This is a genomic window from Iodidimonas gelatinilytica, from assembly GCF_008579125.1.
Taxonomy (GTDB): domain Bacteria; phylum Pseudomonadota; class Alphaproteobacteria; order Sphingomonadales; family Rhodothalassiaceae; genus Iodidimonas; species Iodidimonas muriae.
This window is the reverse complement of sequence record NZ_BKCL01000006.1, coordinates 105,433-118,475: the sequence shown is the minus strand read 5'-3', so window position 1 is coordinate 118,475 and position 13,043 is coordinate 105,433. Positions and strand designations below refer to the sequence as shown.

Here is a 13,043-nt window from a genome sequence, read left to right as displayed (position 1 = left end):
CCAAATTTATACACAACCACGTCGGATAACTGTATACAATTGATTTTTCTTATTGCATACAATTAAACGGACTCACAAGGGAAGCAGGAGAATTCTTTTATGTCAGTCAGAAAGCCCGTCACACTTATTGATGTGGGGCCGCGTGATGGCCTGCAGAATGAAACTGTGGCGGTAGGAACGGCGGATAAAGTGGCCCTGATAAACCGCTTGATTGACGCTGGCGTGAAACGGATAGAAGTGGCCAGCTTTGTTCATCCAAAGGCGGTGCCGCAAATGGCAGATGCTGAAGCCGTGGTGGCTGCTCTCCCTGTTCGGATGATGTCAGCTATATTGGGCTTGTGCTCAATGAACGTGGATTTCTTCGGGCTTTGGCCACGCGGGAAGCCGAGGGTGCTTCTATTGATGATATTGGCTGCGTCGCTGTTGCCACCGATACCTTTGCGGGGAAAAATCAAAGGCAAACCTGCATGGAAAGCGTGATGCTGGCTTGTGACATGATCCGCCGCGCCAAGCAGGAAGCGATGAGTGCACAAGTAACATTATCAGCAGTGTTTGGGTGTCCGTTTGAAGGTGAGGTGGACCCGGTGCATGTTGTGGATATGGCCAAGCGCGTGGCCGAAGCCGAACCTGACGAAATTGCACTGGCCGACACCATCGGTGTGGCGGTCCCATCGCAGGTAAGCGATCTTGTGGGACGGGTGCGAGAGGCCGTTGGGCATATTCCTTTACGGGCGCATTTTCACAACACGCGCAATACCGGCATTGCCAATGCCTGGTCCGCTTATGAAGCGGGGGTGGATAGGCTGGATGCCTCCATCGGTGGGGTTGGGGGATGTCCTTTTGCCCCTGCGGCTACCGGCAATATCGCTACGGAAGATCTTGTCTATTTGCTGCAACGATCCGGTGTGGCGTCGTCCATTGATCTGAACAAATTGATTGAAACTACAATATGGCTGGGTGGTCTCTTGGGCCGGACCTTGCCGGCGCAAGTATCGCGGGCAGGTATTTTCCCCGCCCATGAGGAACAAAAGCAGCGGAGGAGTGTCAGATGAGCTACCGGCTGGGTGTCGATGTCGGGGGAACTTTTACCGACGTATTGGTGGTTGAGGATGCATCAGGTAAAACATGGCGTGGGAAGGTGCCTTCTACGCCCGATGACCCGTCCCGTGCGGTGATCAATGGCGCGCGCAAAGTATGTGAAGAAGTGGGCGTGAATCCTGAAGATGTGAACTATTTCTTCCACGGCACGACGGTTGCTACCAATGCCGTTCTTGAAGGCAAGGGAGCCCGTGTGGGGCTGGTGGTTACCCAAGGTTATCGACAAATTCTGCAAATTGCCCGGTCCTTTGTGCCCGGCGGTCTTGCGGGCTGGATTGTGTGGCCCAAGCCCGAACCGATGGCGGCTTTGGAATGTACCATTGAAGCCCCGGAACGGATCGGGGCCGACGGATCGATCGTGCGCGAGCTTGATGAAACGACCCTGCGCCAGCGGTTGGAGGCATTGAAGACAGAAGGCATTGAGGCGCTAACCGTTTGCTTGATCAACAGCTATGTGAATGACGTCCATGAACGGCGGGTCGCTGCAATCTGCGCGGACGTTTTTCCTGATATTCCGGTGACCATCTCTGCCGATATTTTACCTGAAATGCAGGAATATGAGCGCACGCTTACGACGGTTGCCAATTCCGCGGTGCGTCCGGTGGTGGCCCGTTATGTGCAGCATCTGCGTGAGTCCCTTGTGGAATGGGGCATGAGCGGCCAGCTTAATCTGCTGCGTTCCGATGGTGGACTGATGTCTGCGGAGAAATCTCGGGAAGCGCCGGTGAGCTTGCTGATGTCTGGTCCCGCAGGCGGTGTTGCCGGTGCGTTATGGGTGGCGCGCAATGCCGGGATCAATAATTTGCTGACATTGGATATGGGGGGCACATCTACGGATGTGGCGCTGATTGAAAATGGCGAACCGCGTTTGCGCCGTGAAACATCGGTTGGAGATCTGACGGTACGCGCCAGTTCTCTCGATATTCGTACGGTAGGCGCGGGCGGTGGGTCGATCGCCCATGTGCCGGAATTGACAAAAGCCCTGCGGGTTGGCCCGGAAAGTGCCGGCGCTCTTCCTGGCCCTGCGGCTTATGGGCGAGGAGGAAAGCTCCCCACTGTAACCGATGCCAATGTGGTGTTGGGATATCTGCCGGAAAGCCTTTTGGGCGGCGATATGGAGTTGGACCGAAAAGGCGCGTGGCTTGCTGTGAAATCCGTGGCCGATGCGCTTGATATTTCGGTGGAAAAAGCAGCCGAAGGTATCATCGATATTGTGAATGAGCATATGTTCGGGGCTTTGCGACTGGTTTCGGTGCAGCAAGGTTATGATCCGCGTGATTTTGCGTTGATGGCCTTTGGTGGCGCGGGTCCTTTGCACGCCAATGCCTTGGGACTTCTCATGGGCTCTTGGCCTGTGGTGATTCCGCCAAGCCCCGGCGTTCTGTGCGCTTATGGCGATGCCACCACGCGGCTTCGGGCGGAAACACAGCGCAGTTTCAATCGGACCAATGATCAAACCAGCGACGAAGAAATTGCGGCTCTACTTGATGAAATTGGCTCGGAAGTTACGGCAGATCTGATTGCGGAAGATATTGCGCAGTCGGATATCATCTTGCGCTATGAAATAGACGTGCGATATCGCGGTCAGGCCTTTGAGGTGCCCCTTGCAATCGAGGCGGAAACCTTCCGTAAGGGAACCGGTCTTGCAACACTGATCCAAAGCTTCGACACCGAACATAAGCGGTTGTTTACCTTCAATCTGGATGTGCCGCGCGAGCTGGTGAATGTGCGGGTAACAGCCCTTGGTCCTTCTGGTGAGTTGAAACCTGGGGTCATTCCTTCAGGGAATGGTGATCCTTCAGGGGCCAAATTGCGTGACCACAAAGTGTATATGGGGGGCGAGGAAAAAGCGGCGGCAATCTACGCCCGTGACCGATTGCGGGCAGGAGATCATATCGTTGGTCCCGCTGTTATTATCGAGATGGATTCCACCACCTTGCTTCATGATGGCTGCGTCGCGGACATCGACGATCACGGCAATATCCTGATCGTGCAGGCCTGATCGGCTCGGCAAGCCCAGATAATTCGGAGATTTTTTATGACAGCACGTATCGTGGAAACCAATCTGACGCCTTTCAATCCCTGTGAGGTGGATCCCATCACATTGGATATCGTTGAAAATGCGCTCAAAAATGCGCGTAACGAAATGGACGCGACGGTGTATCGCACGGCCATGAGCCCCGGCATCCGTGAACAGGGCGATTCCTTTCCGCTGATTGCGGACCGTAAAGGCCGCATGGTGGTTGGGCAGTTTGGCAGCTTTATTCAGGGATTCCTCAATGGCTTTGAGGGGGATATTGAAGATGGCGATGTGATCTGGCTCTCGGATCCCTATTCTTGTGAAGGGGCGGTGAGCCATAATAATGACTGGTTGATTTTGCTGCCTATTTTCCGCGATGGACGGTTGGTCGCATGGGCCTCTCATTTCGGACATCAAACCGATGTGGGGGGGAAGGTGCCTGGATCGCTCCCTACGGATGGTGGATCGATCTTTCAAGAAGGCATCCGTATTCCGCCTGTGAAGCTTTATAAAAAAGGCGAATTTCAAGAGGAAATTCTCAATCTGGTTCTGCATCAGGTGCGTATGCCCGAATGGTGCCGATCGGATTTGAACGCTCTTTTGGCGGCTTGTCGCGCTGCTGAACGGCGGGTGCATGAAATGTGCGCGCGGTTTGGCGATGATGTGTTTGTTGCCGCCAATGAGGAATTGCTGGCGCGCAATTATCGGGCCATGGAGCAGCTTATCCAGACGACGGTTTCGGAAGAGAAGCTGAGCTTTACCGATTATATTTGCGACGATGGCAGGGGATTTGGTCCCTATAAGATTCATTGCACCATGTGGCGTGAAGGAAATCGGGTGATCCTCGATTTTGATGGCACCGACCCACAATCGGAAAGTTCGATCAACTTTTATATGAATGAAAACATGTTCAAGATGTTTTTTGGCATCTATATGATCATGGTGTTCGATCCGCAGATCCTGTTCAACGATGGCTTTTATCCACTGGTGGATGTGCGGATCCCTGATGGCTCGCTTTTAAAACCGAAATTCCCCGCGGCGCTGTCTTGCCGCACGCATGCCTTGGGCCGGATTTTTGATATTTTGGGCGGACTTTTGGGGCAAAGACAGCCGCAGTTTCTTAATGCTGCGGGCTTTTCCTCCAGCCCGCATCTGATGTTTTCCGGGTATAATCCCGATGGGAGCTGGTTTCAGCTTTTCCAGATTGGCTTTGGCGGTATTCCGGGGCGGCCCTTTGGTGATGGTCCTGATGGACATTCTTTATGGCCGGGCTTCACCAATGTTCCGAACGAATTTCTGGAACGTTATTACCCTATGCGTATCGAGCGTTATGAAACCGAGATCGACAGCGGTGGTGCAGGCAAGCACCGGGGAGGAAATGGTATCATCATGACCTATTGTTTCCTGAGCGAAGGCACCATTTCTATTCATGATGATCGCTGGTTCATTCATCCTTGGGGCGTCAATGGCGGAACACCGGGCAAGCGTGCCCGCAAGATCCTTGAACGTGCCGAGGGCACCCGCACGGTGATCGGAAATAAGATCGACGATCTAAAGGTTCATGATGGCGACCAACTCCACTATATCACCTGGGGCGGTGGCGGTTGGGGCGACCCTCTGGAGCGGGATGCGGACCTTCTGGCCCTTGAATACAAGCGCGGACTGGTAAGTCGTGAAGGGGCCAAGCGTTATGGTGTGGTGTTGGATGATGCCGGTAAAGTGGATGAAGCGGCTACCAATGCGTTGCGCGCTGATATGCAAGCCAACCGTGAAGACATTCCGGTGTTCGACTTTGGTCCGCCCATCGAAGAGCTGAGGAAGAATGCACTTGAGGAAACCGGGCTTGCTGCCCCCCGGCCACCCCGCCAGAAAAGCCTTTAGGGAAGGGGATTATAATAGCGGATAGGCGAGATTTCCCGTTCCTAGAACCGGGTGATCAAAGCGTTCATCGCGTGCCAATGGGCCAAGCTTTAGTGTTTGGGCGGCCTTTTCTTCCGGTATCGCGGCGCAATCGGTGAGAGTCATTGTTTGCGCCGCGCCAAGTCCGAGTGCATGAACTCTTCGATGCCACGCAGCCAAGTGCGCGTCTGGCCTTCTTATAGCTGGACAGGATGTGAGAAAAAACCACCCCTCCACGTCGGCAAGGCCGGGGCGGGTACCTTGTAAAAAGGGTCGGCCATCGGCAAGTTGTCGCGCCAAAAGTTGAGCATGGGCCAAAAGAGTTTCAGAGTTTTGTTTGCTAGCCCGTATCGCATGGGCGCTCCAAAAGCCAAGCGCCAAAGGCATGCCGTTATTACCATTGGGGAACAATGTCGGCTCCGGACTGGCAGCTTCTAAAGCCAGCGTGGCCAATTGCGCCCCGCTAAAAAAACGCCGACCCCATTGGATATAAATGCCAGCTTCGCCCTTGTCGAAGGGGTCTCCATTCTCGGTCAATCCATAAGCGCAGCCTTTCAGCGCGAGAATTTTGCGCAATTTAAGCGCTAGGGAAGATGAGGGATGAGCATGAAGAACAAGCATAGCAGGCTGGGGCTCCTTTCTTCTAAGTGCGGACTTTCATCACAGATTATATTCATGTTTATAACAAGCTCTTTTCTCTGGTGCCGTTCGGTAGGAATTGAGGGGGCGTGGCGCGGCAAATAAAAGAAGATTGAAGATGCTCTAAAAAATATTCTAATAATTGGAGGAGACTATTATTTTTGAATAAATTGAAATCTGCGCGAAGCAAAAACGCTGCAAAGCAGTGTGGGCATGGGGACATAAAATGCGTGAATATGCTTCAAGGCTTGTCTTTAGTTTCTTCGTTTTTCTAATGGCAGGCTGCGCGTCCCCCGCGCAAAAACAAAATATGATTGTCGACCAAAGCGCGCTTGTGAAAGAGGCAGAAAACAGCCGCTTTTCACAATCCCTGATGATCACTTCCGTTTCCGGGGGCGAAGAGACAAACCCGCTTTGGACGTCTGAAATTGATTCAGATGCCTTTCATGGAGCGTTGACGGATTCGCTAAAGCATAGCGGATTAATAGCGGAAACACCGGAACAAGCAAAATATGAATTACGCGCGATTCTTGCGAAAGTGAAACAACCGTCTATCGGATTCAATTATACCGTTACATCAGATATAAGCTATCTCATCACCGAAAAAAGCTCTGGAAATTTGATCTTTGAAGAAGAGATTTCAACCCCCTATACGGCATCTTTAGGGGAGTCCATTTATGGGGTTAAACGCTTGAGATTGGCAAATGAAGGATCTATCAGGGAAAATATCAAGACCTTTATTGCGCGTATTTTGAGCACGGAATAAGACTTGGTCGCCGTTTATTCTACTTAGTCAGGTATTAAATGCGATTAGATTGCCGACTAATTTTTCGCGTTACTCAGGCGCTGAGCAAGGGTGATTATAACGCGATCCGCCATGCCAAGGCATTGTTCATCCTCAAAGGGGAGCATATCTTGAAAGCAGGGTGCAAAGGAGCGTTCCAAAGTGCTACGCATCCATTGCCGAGCGCGATATAGCCGTGTTTTTACTGTTTCTGGGCGAATTGAAAGCAGCTCGGCGGTCTCATTTGTACTCATCCCCTCAATGTCGCGCAAAATGAAAACCATCCGTAGGGGCGTGCGTAAATTGTCTACGGCCGTTTCTAGAATTTTCTGGATTTCATGACGGACAGCCTGTGCTTCGGGGCTGGTAGGAGGAGGGGACGTGGGAAACACGACCAGTGTCGCTCCTGAAGGGGTACGGGTTTCTTCTGCCAATTGTGATAACTGAGCTTTGCGACGGCGATTTTTTCGTAAACGATTTGAAGCTTGATTGAGGGCGATATGGGTTAACCATGTGGAAAAAGCAGACTCATGGCGGAAGTCTTCAAGTCGTGTAAAAGCACGTAAATAGGTTTCTTGTACAATGTCTTCGGCTTCCGAATCGTTGCGCAAAATACCGCGTGCAACGCGAAAAAGTTGCTGATTATACCGAGTGATAAGAGTCCGAACGGCCCGTTCATCACCATGTTGCACTCGGGCTAAAAGTGCATCATCCGAAGTACTTTGCGCTGCACCCAATCCACTGCGCTTGGCTAATCTCATTGCGCAGATTCCGCATGGATTCTTCCTCGCGCCAAAATATCGTGCACGCTAGGGAAGGCATCAAGGGCGGCTTTTGGAAGGTCCGCATCATTCTTCCAAGTCACGTCTTTCGGTGTACCAACGACAATGCGCCCCACCATTCCAGCTTGTTCATGGGGAACGCAGAAATAATCGTAGACGCCTTCTTTTTCGAAAGTGAAAGAGAATGTCTCGCCAGGCATGAGATAGTCGGAATCCCATGGCTGCGCGGTTTCAGGGATGCGCTGCGGACGTTGGAAATTTGTCGGGTGATAGGCCGTTGCGGTGTGGGCATTGCCCGGGTCGTGGTTGATCCAGCGAACGGTTTGGCCCGGCATTATGTGAAGGCCAATGGGATCAAACCAGACATATCCGCCATTGAGGTTACCTTGCATGGCAACCTCAATGGCGGCCCCAGCGCGCAAAAGCCGAGACGGCACGATGAGGACGGGAGCGATGACCCCTGCCGCCAAAAGCACTGTGCGCCGGGGAATGCTCATTTCGCCACGCGAGATTCTTTGTCGGCAGGGATATGCCACATCACGATATGCGCGTGAGGTTCGCCAACACCGGGATGCCCGGCATTGTAATACACATCTACGTGGTCCACATTGCCGCCGGGGGCACTAAGATTGTCGAAGCTGTTGTCTGGATTGATGTCTTTCAAAGGCACCATATAAATCGTGCTGACCAGCTTTTTATCATGGTCATAAGCAAGAAATGGCCCGGCGGGAAGGGTGGCCGGATCAACAAACAACTGCCCCATACCTGGCAGAAAATCGGGCAACGGCACCAATTTGCTTACCTGCTGATAAGGCGAGGCGGGAGGGGATTTCACAATGGATTTATCAGCACTTCCAGCGAATGCTGTCAGACTGACACTCGCCAACAATGCGCTGGCTAACGATAAGGCTTTTTTCATCTCCAGTCCTCCGGTTCCATAAAGCGCTTTTGGGCGCGGGATATTCATTGGATGCCGGACAGCCGAAAATGTTCCCGATTTTTAAGAAAAAGAGAAAAGGGCGGGTCGTGTGGCGATTGTTCCGCTCATGCAAAAAGCTGTTCCAGAATTGGGCAATGGGTGTCGTCGCCACCCTCGCAGCTTTGGGCGAGGGTGTTTAACGCCCGTTCCATGCGTTTGAGATCGGCGATTTTTGTGCGGACGGTCCGAAGATGCGTGGTGGTTTTTTCTTTGACCTCGCGGCAGGTGCGATTGTCATTTTGCCGAAGGTCCAATAATGTCCGTACATCATCCAATGAAAATCCCAATTCTCGGCACCGTTTTATAAAGGCCAGTCGCTTTCGGTCATCTTCTTCATAGATCCGCTGCCCGCCTTCACTGCGCGGCGGTGAGGGGATCAGCTTGATCCGTTCATAATAACGGATGGTTTCGATTTTTATGCCGGTGGCTTTGGCCAAGGCACCAATGGTTGCTCGCTGCGCTGCCATTTGCCGATCCTTTTCCCTTATACGAATTTAAGTCTTGAACCTGTAGTTACTACAGGGATTAGGCTGCCTCTTCAATGAGTCGTTCAAAAGGGTATCGTTCGTGGCCATTGCTGTTTCTTCTGCGTTTAAAATCAAGCGATTGCCGCACCGTCTCTTCGGTTTCGCGGGCGGCCTTGTGCTGTTCGGCTGCGGCGCTGCTTTTGCCGCGCCCGTTACGTTCAATACGGCTTTGCCCGTTGGCAAAGGGGCGTTTGTTTTACGCAATCAGCTTATATACAGCGAGGCGAGCCGGAACGGGACCGGGCTTTCGGACCTTCGGGATGTGGCTTTGCTGGGGTATGGCCTGTCGCCGGATTTGGCGTTATTTGGCTCTGCATCCTGGTTGCGGCGTGATGTTGACACGGCATCTGGCCTCGGCAGAGAGGCCGATGGCTTGGGCGATGTGCAGGTATTTGCCCGTTATACCGCCTATCGCCATGATTTTTCCGGTGGGGCTTTTCGGGTTGCTCCGTTTTTTGGGATAGAGTTTCCCACCGGGGAAAACCGCAAACGCGATAGTTTGGGACAACTTCCACCGGGTCTTCAGCCCGGGTCCGGCTCTGTGGATGGGTTGGCGGGGGCCGTTGTTTCCTGGGCATCTTTGGATATGAATATCGATGGCCAGATTTTCTGGCAGGAAAACACCAAGGCCAATGGCATCAACAAAGGCGATGTGTTCAAAGCCGATGCGGCCTTTTATCGCCGCGTTTATCCACGAGAGCTATCGGCCTATACCAAGGGCTTTTTGTTCGGCGGGCTGGAAGTGAATTACCGCCATGAGGGGCGCACCCGGATGAACGGGGTGATCGACCCCGATAGCGGCGGTGAAACGCTTTTTCTAACGCCGGGGCTGCAATATGCCCGCAGGCTTTGGATGCTGGAAGGGGCGGTGCAAATCCCCGTGGCCCAAAGCACCAATGGCAGCAATCTCAGGCAAGATTTTTCTGTGCGCATCGGTATTCGGATCAATCTTTGAAACAAGGAAAAAACAGATGAGAAAATTTGGATTTGTGTTGGGTGCGCTTTTATTGGCCGCCATCCCTGCCGTTGCCAAGGACGCGCAATATGTGCTGCATATCGACGGGATTACCTGCCCGTTTTGTGTAGCGACATCTGAAAAGGCCCTGAAGAAAATCGACGGGGTGAAATCGGTGAAATCCAGCCTGCGCGATGGCACGATCACCGTGTGCGCCGATGATGAAAAAGTAACCTTCACCGATGAACAACTGCTCGAATTGTTCAAGGAAAAAGGCTTTACCTATCGCGGCAAGGAAGAAACCGGAGCCTGTACGGCATGATCGAACGGCAGTCTGTGCTCACTTGCCCGGCGTGCGGTTTTGAAAAAGCGGAACCGATGCCGGAAGATGCCTGCCTGTTCTTTTATGAGTGCAGCAATTGCAATAGTTTGTTGCGTCCGAAAGCAGGTGATTGCTGCGTGTTTTGCTCTTATGGATCGGTGGCATGCCCACCAATCCAGCAAGAGAAGGAGTGTACCAATGGGTGCGCCTGATATGGACGCCGGCAAAATGGCAAGGCCGCGAAAATGGGGCTGGCTGATCCTGCTCAGCAGCACCACTACATTGGTGTGTTGTGTGATCCCCATTGTTCTGGTGAGCCTTGGTTTGGGGGCAACGGTTGCCAGCCTATACAGCACTGTACCATTTCTTTCTTCCTTGGGGCTGCACAAGGAATGGACCTTCGCGCTAACGGCGCTGGTGCTGTTGGCGGCGGCCTGGGCGTTGTTTCGGCCTGGCCGGGCGTGCCCTGCCGATCCGGATCTGGCCAAGGCTTGTCAGTCCGCTGATAAGTGGAACCGGCGATTGTTTTTCGGCTCGGTCGCTTTGTGGGGCATCAGCTTCTTTACAGCCTATCTGTTGCTTCCCATTGCCCTATGGCTTGGTGTTTTTTAGCATTCTTCACGTATCAAGGCGCACGGTGCGTAGCCGCAAGGCATTGCCGATCACCGATACCGAAGACAGGCTCATGGCCGCTGCGGCAAAAATCGGTGACAGCAAAAATCCGAATAATGGATATAACAGCCCGGCTGCAAGGGGAATGCCAGCACCATTATAAATTAACGCAAAGAACAGGTTCTGCTTGATATTGCGCATGGTGGCCAAGGAAAGCCTGCGCGCCCGAACGATGCCGCCCAGATCGCCCTTCACCAGCGTGAATCCGGCGCTTTCAATGGCTACATCGGCGCCTGTACCCATGGCGATCCCCACATCTGCCTGTGCCAAAGCCGGAGCATCGTTTACCCCATCACCCGCCATGGCAACGCGGTGCCCGTGGGCCTGCATGTCCTTGATGATCTGCGCCTTGTCAGCGGGCAGAACATCGGCGCGAATTTCATCAATATCCAGCTTTGAAGCCACAGCCCTTGCCGTGCGGTCATTATCGCCTGTGGCCATGACAATGCGAAACCCCAATTTACGAAGAGCCTTGAGCGCTTCCGAGGTGGTTTCCTTGATGGGGTCTGCCACGGAAACCAGCCCGACAATGGTTTCTTCAACCGCCAAGAACATCACCGTTTCACCATTGTCGCGGTGTTTATTGGCGGCCTGTTCCAAAGACTCGGAGCGAAGCCCGAGCTCGGCCATCAGAGCCGCATTGCCCAGAGCTACAGCCTTTCCGTTCACCATGCCCCGCACGCCTTTCCCGGTAATCGCCTCGAAATCGCTGACGGGTGATGTATCAAGTCCACGCTCTGTTGCACCTGCCAAAATGGCTTCGGCAAGGGGATGCTCTGACCCCCGCTCAAGACTGGCGGCAAGGCACAACACGTCATTTTTCTGCCAAGCCTTTGCCGTTGTGATGCTGGCCAGCTTGGGCTTGCCTTCTGTCAGGGTGCCGGTTTTGTCCACAATCAGTGTGTCTACCTTGGCAAAACGCTCCAATGCCTCAGCATTTTTGATAAGCACGCCCATTTGCGCGCCGCGTCCGGTGGCGGTCATGATCGACATGGGGGTTGCAAGACCAAGTGCACAAGGGCAGGCGATGATCAACACCGCAATGGCCGACACCAGTGCATAGGCATAAGACGGTTCCGGCCCCCAGATCGCCCAGACGATGAAGGAAAGAATGGCTATGGCGATCACGGTGGGCACGAATTTTCCGGCCACTGCATCTGCCAGCTTTTGGATGGGGGCGCGGGACCGCTGCGCCGAGGCCACCATTTCCACGATGTGGCTCAAGGTGGTATCGGCACCAACCCGTTTTGCCTCGATCACCAAAGTGCCGGTGCCATTCAGCGTGGCTCCGGTAACCTGATCCCCTACGGTTTTTTCCACCGGAATCGGTTCACCGGAAATCATCGACTCATCCACCGACGAGCGGCCTTCGGTCACAACACCATCCACCGGGATTTTCTCGCCGGGACGCACGCGGATATGGTGTCCTACCGCGACGTCCTCAATGGGCACATCCCCTTCCTGGCCATTGGAGTAAATGATCCGTGCTGTTTTTGCGGCCAGACCCAAAAGTGAGCGGATGGCATCGCCCGTGCGGTCGCGGGCTTGAAGCTCCAATATTTGCCCCAAAAGCACCAGCACCACGATGGTTGCCCCGGCTTCAAAATAAACCCCCACAGCGCCCTTGGCATTGCGGAAGCCTTCGGGGAAAATCTGCGGGGCAATGACCGCCACCAGACTGAACAGATAGGCCGCCAAAACCCCCATGCCAATCAGACTGAACATATTGAGATTAAAGGTTTTAAAGGATTTTACGCCGCGCACCAGAAAGGGGCATCCGGAATACAAGATCACCGGTGTGCTTAGGACCAGTTCCCCCCATAAAGCCGTGCGTGCGCCGATCCAATGGTGCACGGGCAGCCCCAGCATCGGTCCCATGGACAGGATCATCAAGGGGATAATCAAGACAAGGCCAAGAAGAAAACGGTGCTTGAAATCGACCAGTTCCGGGTTCGGTTCATCGCTGATGGTTGTCGCATCCTTTGGCTCCAGCGCCATGCCGCAAATGGGGCAGTCGCCGGGGCCAATCTGTTCGATTTCCGGATGCATGGGGCAGGTGTGCACCGCGCCGGGAGACGCCTTTGCAACACTTTTCGAGGAGGTGTGGGATGAACAGCAATCTTGGGCCATGAAATGCTCCCGGTGATGGTACATCGTGCGGATCACACGTCATATGCGTTCTTTCAGTGACAAATACAACGTGGCGGCCGTGATGCCGTTTGTATTTACATATTTTTTTGGATTTTTGTGTGAGGGCAAGCCGTTTTGGAAAGACCATTTGGTTTTGAAAATATTCTTCATGAGTCTGTAAAAATACGTTTCTGATATGCACATAAGTTTAGTGCTTTGAGTAGAATTGCGCGCAA

The 13,043-nt window shown here is 53.3% G+C and carries 15 protein-coding genes; 9 read left to right on the top strand and 6 right to left on the bottom strand.

What is annotated here, in order from left to right:
* The first annotated feature begins 99 nt into the window (after nt 1-99).
* From JCM17844_RS16635 to JCM17844_RS09710, 4 genes are read left to right on the top strand one after another with little or no spacing between them, the layout of a single operon-like run.
* Nucleotides 100-480 (top strand): hydroxymethylglutaryl-CoA lyase-like TIM-barrel protein, encoded by a 381-nt coding sequence (locus JCM17844_RS16635; protein ID WP_210431746.1) that lies wholly within the window; start codon nt 100-102, stop codon nt 478-480.
* Nucleotides 369-1,052, top strand: coding sequence for a hydroxymethylglutaryl-CoA lyase-like TIM-barrel protein (locus JCM17844_RS09720; RefSeq protein ID WP_210431745.1), 684 nt, complete (start codon nt 369-371; stop codon nt 1,050-1,052). The genes JCM17844_RS16635 and JCM17844_RS09720 overlap by 112 nt, the downstream gene beginning before the upstream one ends.
* The gene (locus JCM17844_RS09715; protein ID WP_150000771.1) at nt 1,049-3,100 is read left to right on the top strand and encodes a hydantoinase/oxoprolinase family protein; all 2,052 of its coding nucleotides are present in this window, start codon (nt 1,049-1,051) and stop codon (nt 3,098-3,100) included. The genes JCM17844_RS09720 and JCM17844_RS09715 overlap by 4 nt, the downstream gene beginning before the upstream one ends.
* Nucleotides 3,101-3,136: 36 nt before the next feature.
* The gene (locus JCM17844_RS09710; RefSeq protein WP_150000770.1) at nt 3,137-4,999 is read left to right on the top strand and encodes a hydantoinase B/oxoprolinase family protein; all 1,863 of its coding nucleotides are present in this window, start codon (nt 3,137-3,139) and stop codon (nt 4,997-4,999) included.
* A 9-nt stretch (nt 5,000-5,008) separates the two neighbouring features.
* Here the strand turns inward: JCM17844_RS09710 and JCM17844_RS09705 are convergent, their stop codons facing one another.
* Complete coding sequence (locus tag JCM17844_RS09705; RefSeq protein ID WP_150000769.1) at nt 5,009-5,638, bottom strand: glutathione S-transferase family protein; 630 nt, start codon at nt 5,636-5,638, stop codon at nt 5,009-5,011.
* Between the two features lie 244 nt (nt 5,639-5,882).
* On the opposite strand from JCM17844_RS09705, the gene JCM17844_RS09700 reads away from it, so the two are divergent.
* Nucleotides 5,883-6,422, top strand: coding sequence for a hypothetical protein (locus JCM17844_RS09700; protein ID WP_150000768.1), 540 nt, complete (start codon nt 5,883-5,885; stop codon nt 6,420-6,422).
* Nucleotides 6,423-6,478: 56 nt separating this feature from the next.
* On the opposite strand, the gene JCM17844_RS09695 is transcribed toward JCM17844_RS09700, so the two are convergent.
* The 4 genes from JCM17844_RS09695 to JCM17844_RS09680 form a co-directional block, all read right to left on the bottom strand.
* Nucleotides 6,479-7,201 (bottom strand): RNA polymerase sigma factor, encoded by a 723-nt coding sequence (locus JCM17844_RS09695; protein ID WP_150000767.1) that lies wholly within the window; start codon nt 7,199-7,201, stop codon nt 6,479-6,481.
* Nucleotides 7,198-7,719 carry a plastocyanin/azurin family copper-binding protein gene (locus JCM17844_RS09690; protein WP_150000766.1) on the bottom strand — a complete coding sequence of 174 codons (522 nt, stop codon included), beginning with the start codon at nt 7,717-7,719 and terminating at the stop codon, nt 7,198-7,200. The genes JCM17844_RS09695 and JCM17844_RS09690 overlap by 4 nt, the downstream gene beginning before the upstream one ends.
* Nucleotides 7,716-8,141 carry a DUF5602 domain-containing protein gene (locus JCM17844_RS09685; RefSeq protein ID WP_150000765.1) on the bottom strand — a complete coding sequence of 142 codons (426 nt, stop codon included), beginning with the start codon at nt 8,139-8,141 and terminating at the stop codon, nt 7,716-7,718. The genes JCM17844_RS09690 and JCM17844_RS09685 overlap by 4 nt, the downstream gene beginning before the upstream one ends.
* Before the next feature lie 125 nt (nt 8,142-8,266).
* Nucleotides 8,267-8,668 (bottom strand): MerR family transcriptional regulator, encoded by a 402-nt coding sequence (locus JCM17844_RS09680; RefSeq protein WP_150000764.1) that lies wholly within the window; start codon nt 8,666-8,668, stop codon nt 8,267-8,269.
* 100 nt (nt 8,669-8,768) lie between these two features.
* Between JCM17844_RS09680 and JCM17844_RS09675 the strand changes: the two genes are divergently transcribed.
* Genes JCM17844_RS09675 through JCM17844_RS09660 form a run of 4 tightly spaced genes read left to right on the top strand, consistent with a single transcriptional unit; the run spans nt 8,769 to nt 10,617 of the window.
* Nucleotides 8,769-9,683 (top strand): transporter, encoded by a 915-nt coding sequence (locus JCM17844_RS09675; protein ID WP_150000763.1) that lies wholly within the window; start codon nt 8,769-8,771, stop codon nt 9,681-9,683.
* A gap of 16 nt (nt 9,684-9,699) precedes the next feature.
* The gene (locus JCM17844_RS09670) at nt 9,700-10,005 is read left to right on the top strand and encodes a heavy-metal-associated domain-containing protein (protein WP_210431744.1); all 306 of its coding nucleotides are present in this window, start codon (nt 9,700-9,702) and stop codon (nt 10,003-10,005) included.
* Nucleotides 10,002-10,217: a GDCCVxC domain-containing (seleno)protein gene (locus tag JCM17844_RS16900; protein WP_150000761.1), complete on the top strand. Its 216-nt coding sequence runs from the start codon at nt 10,002-10,004 to the stop codon at nt 10,215-10,217. Before JCM17844_RS09670 ends, JCM17844_RS16900 begins: the two co-directional genes overlap by 4 nt.
* Nucleotides 10,204-10,617: a hypothetical protein gene (locus JCM17844_RS09660; RefSeq protein WP_210431743.1), complete on the top strand. Its 414-nt coding sequence runs from the start codon at nt 10,204-10,206 to the stop codon at nt 10,615-10,617. The genes JCM17844_RS16900 and JCM17844_RS09660 overlap by 14 nt, the downstream gene beginning before the upstream one ends.
* A gap of 6 nt (nt 10,618-10,623) precedes the next feature.
* Here JCM17844_RS09660 and JCM17844_RS09655 read toward each other — a convergent pair whose 3' ends face one another.
* Nucleotides 10,624-12,831 carry a copper-transporting P-type ATPase gene (locus tag JCM17844_RS09655; protein ID WP_371864755.1) on the bottom strand — a complete coding sequence of 736 codons (2,208 nt, stop codon included), beginning with the start codon at nt 12,829-12,831 and terminating at the stop codon, nt 10,624-10,626.
* Nucleotides 12,832-13,043: the final 212 nt, after the last annotated feature.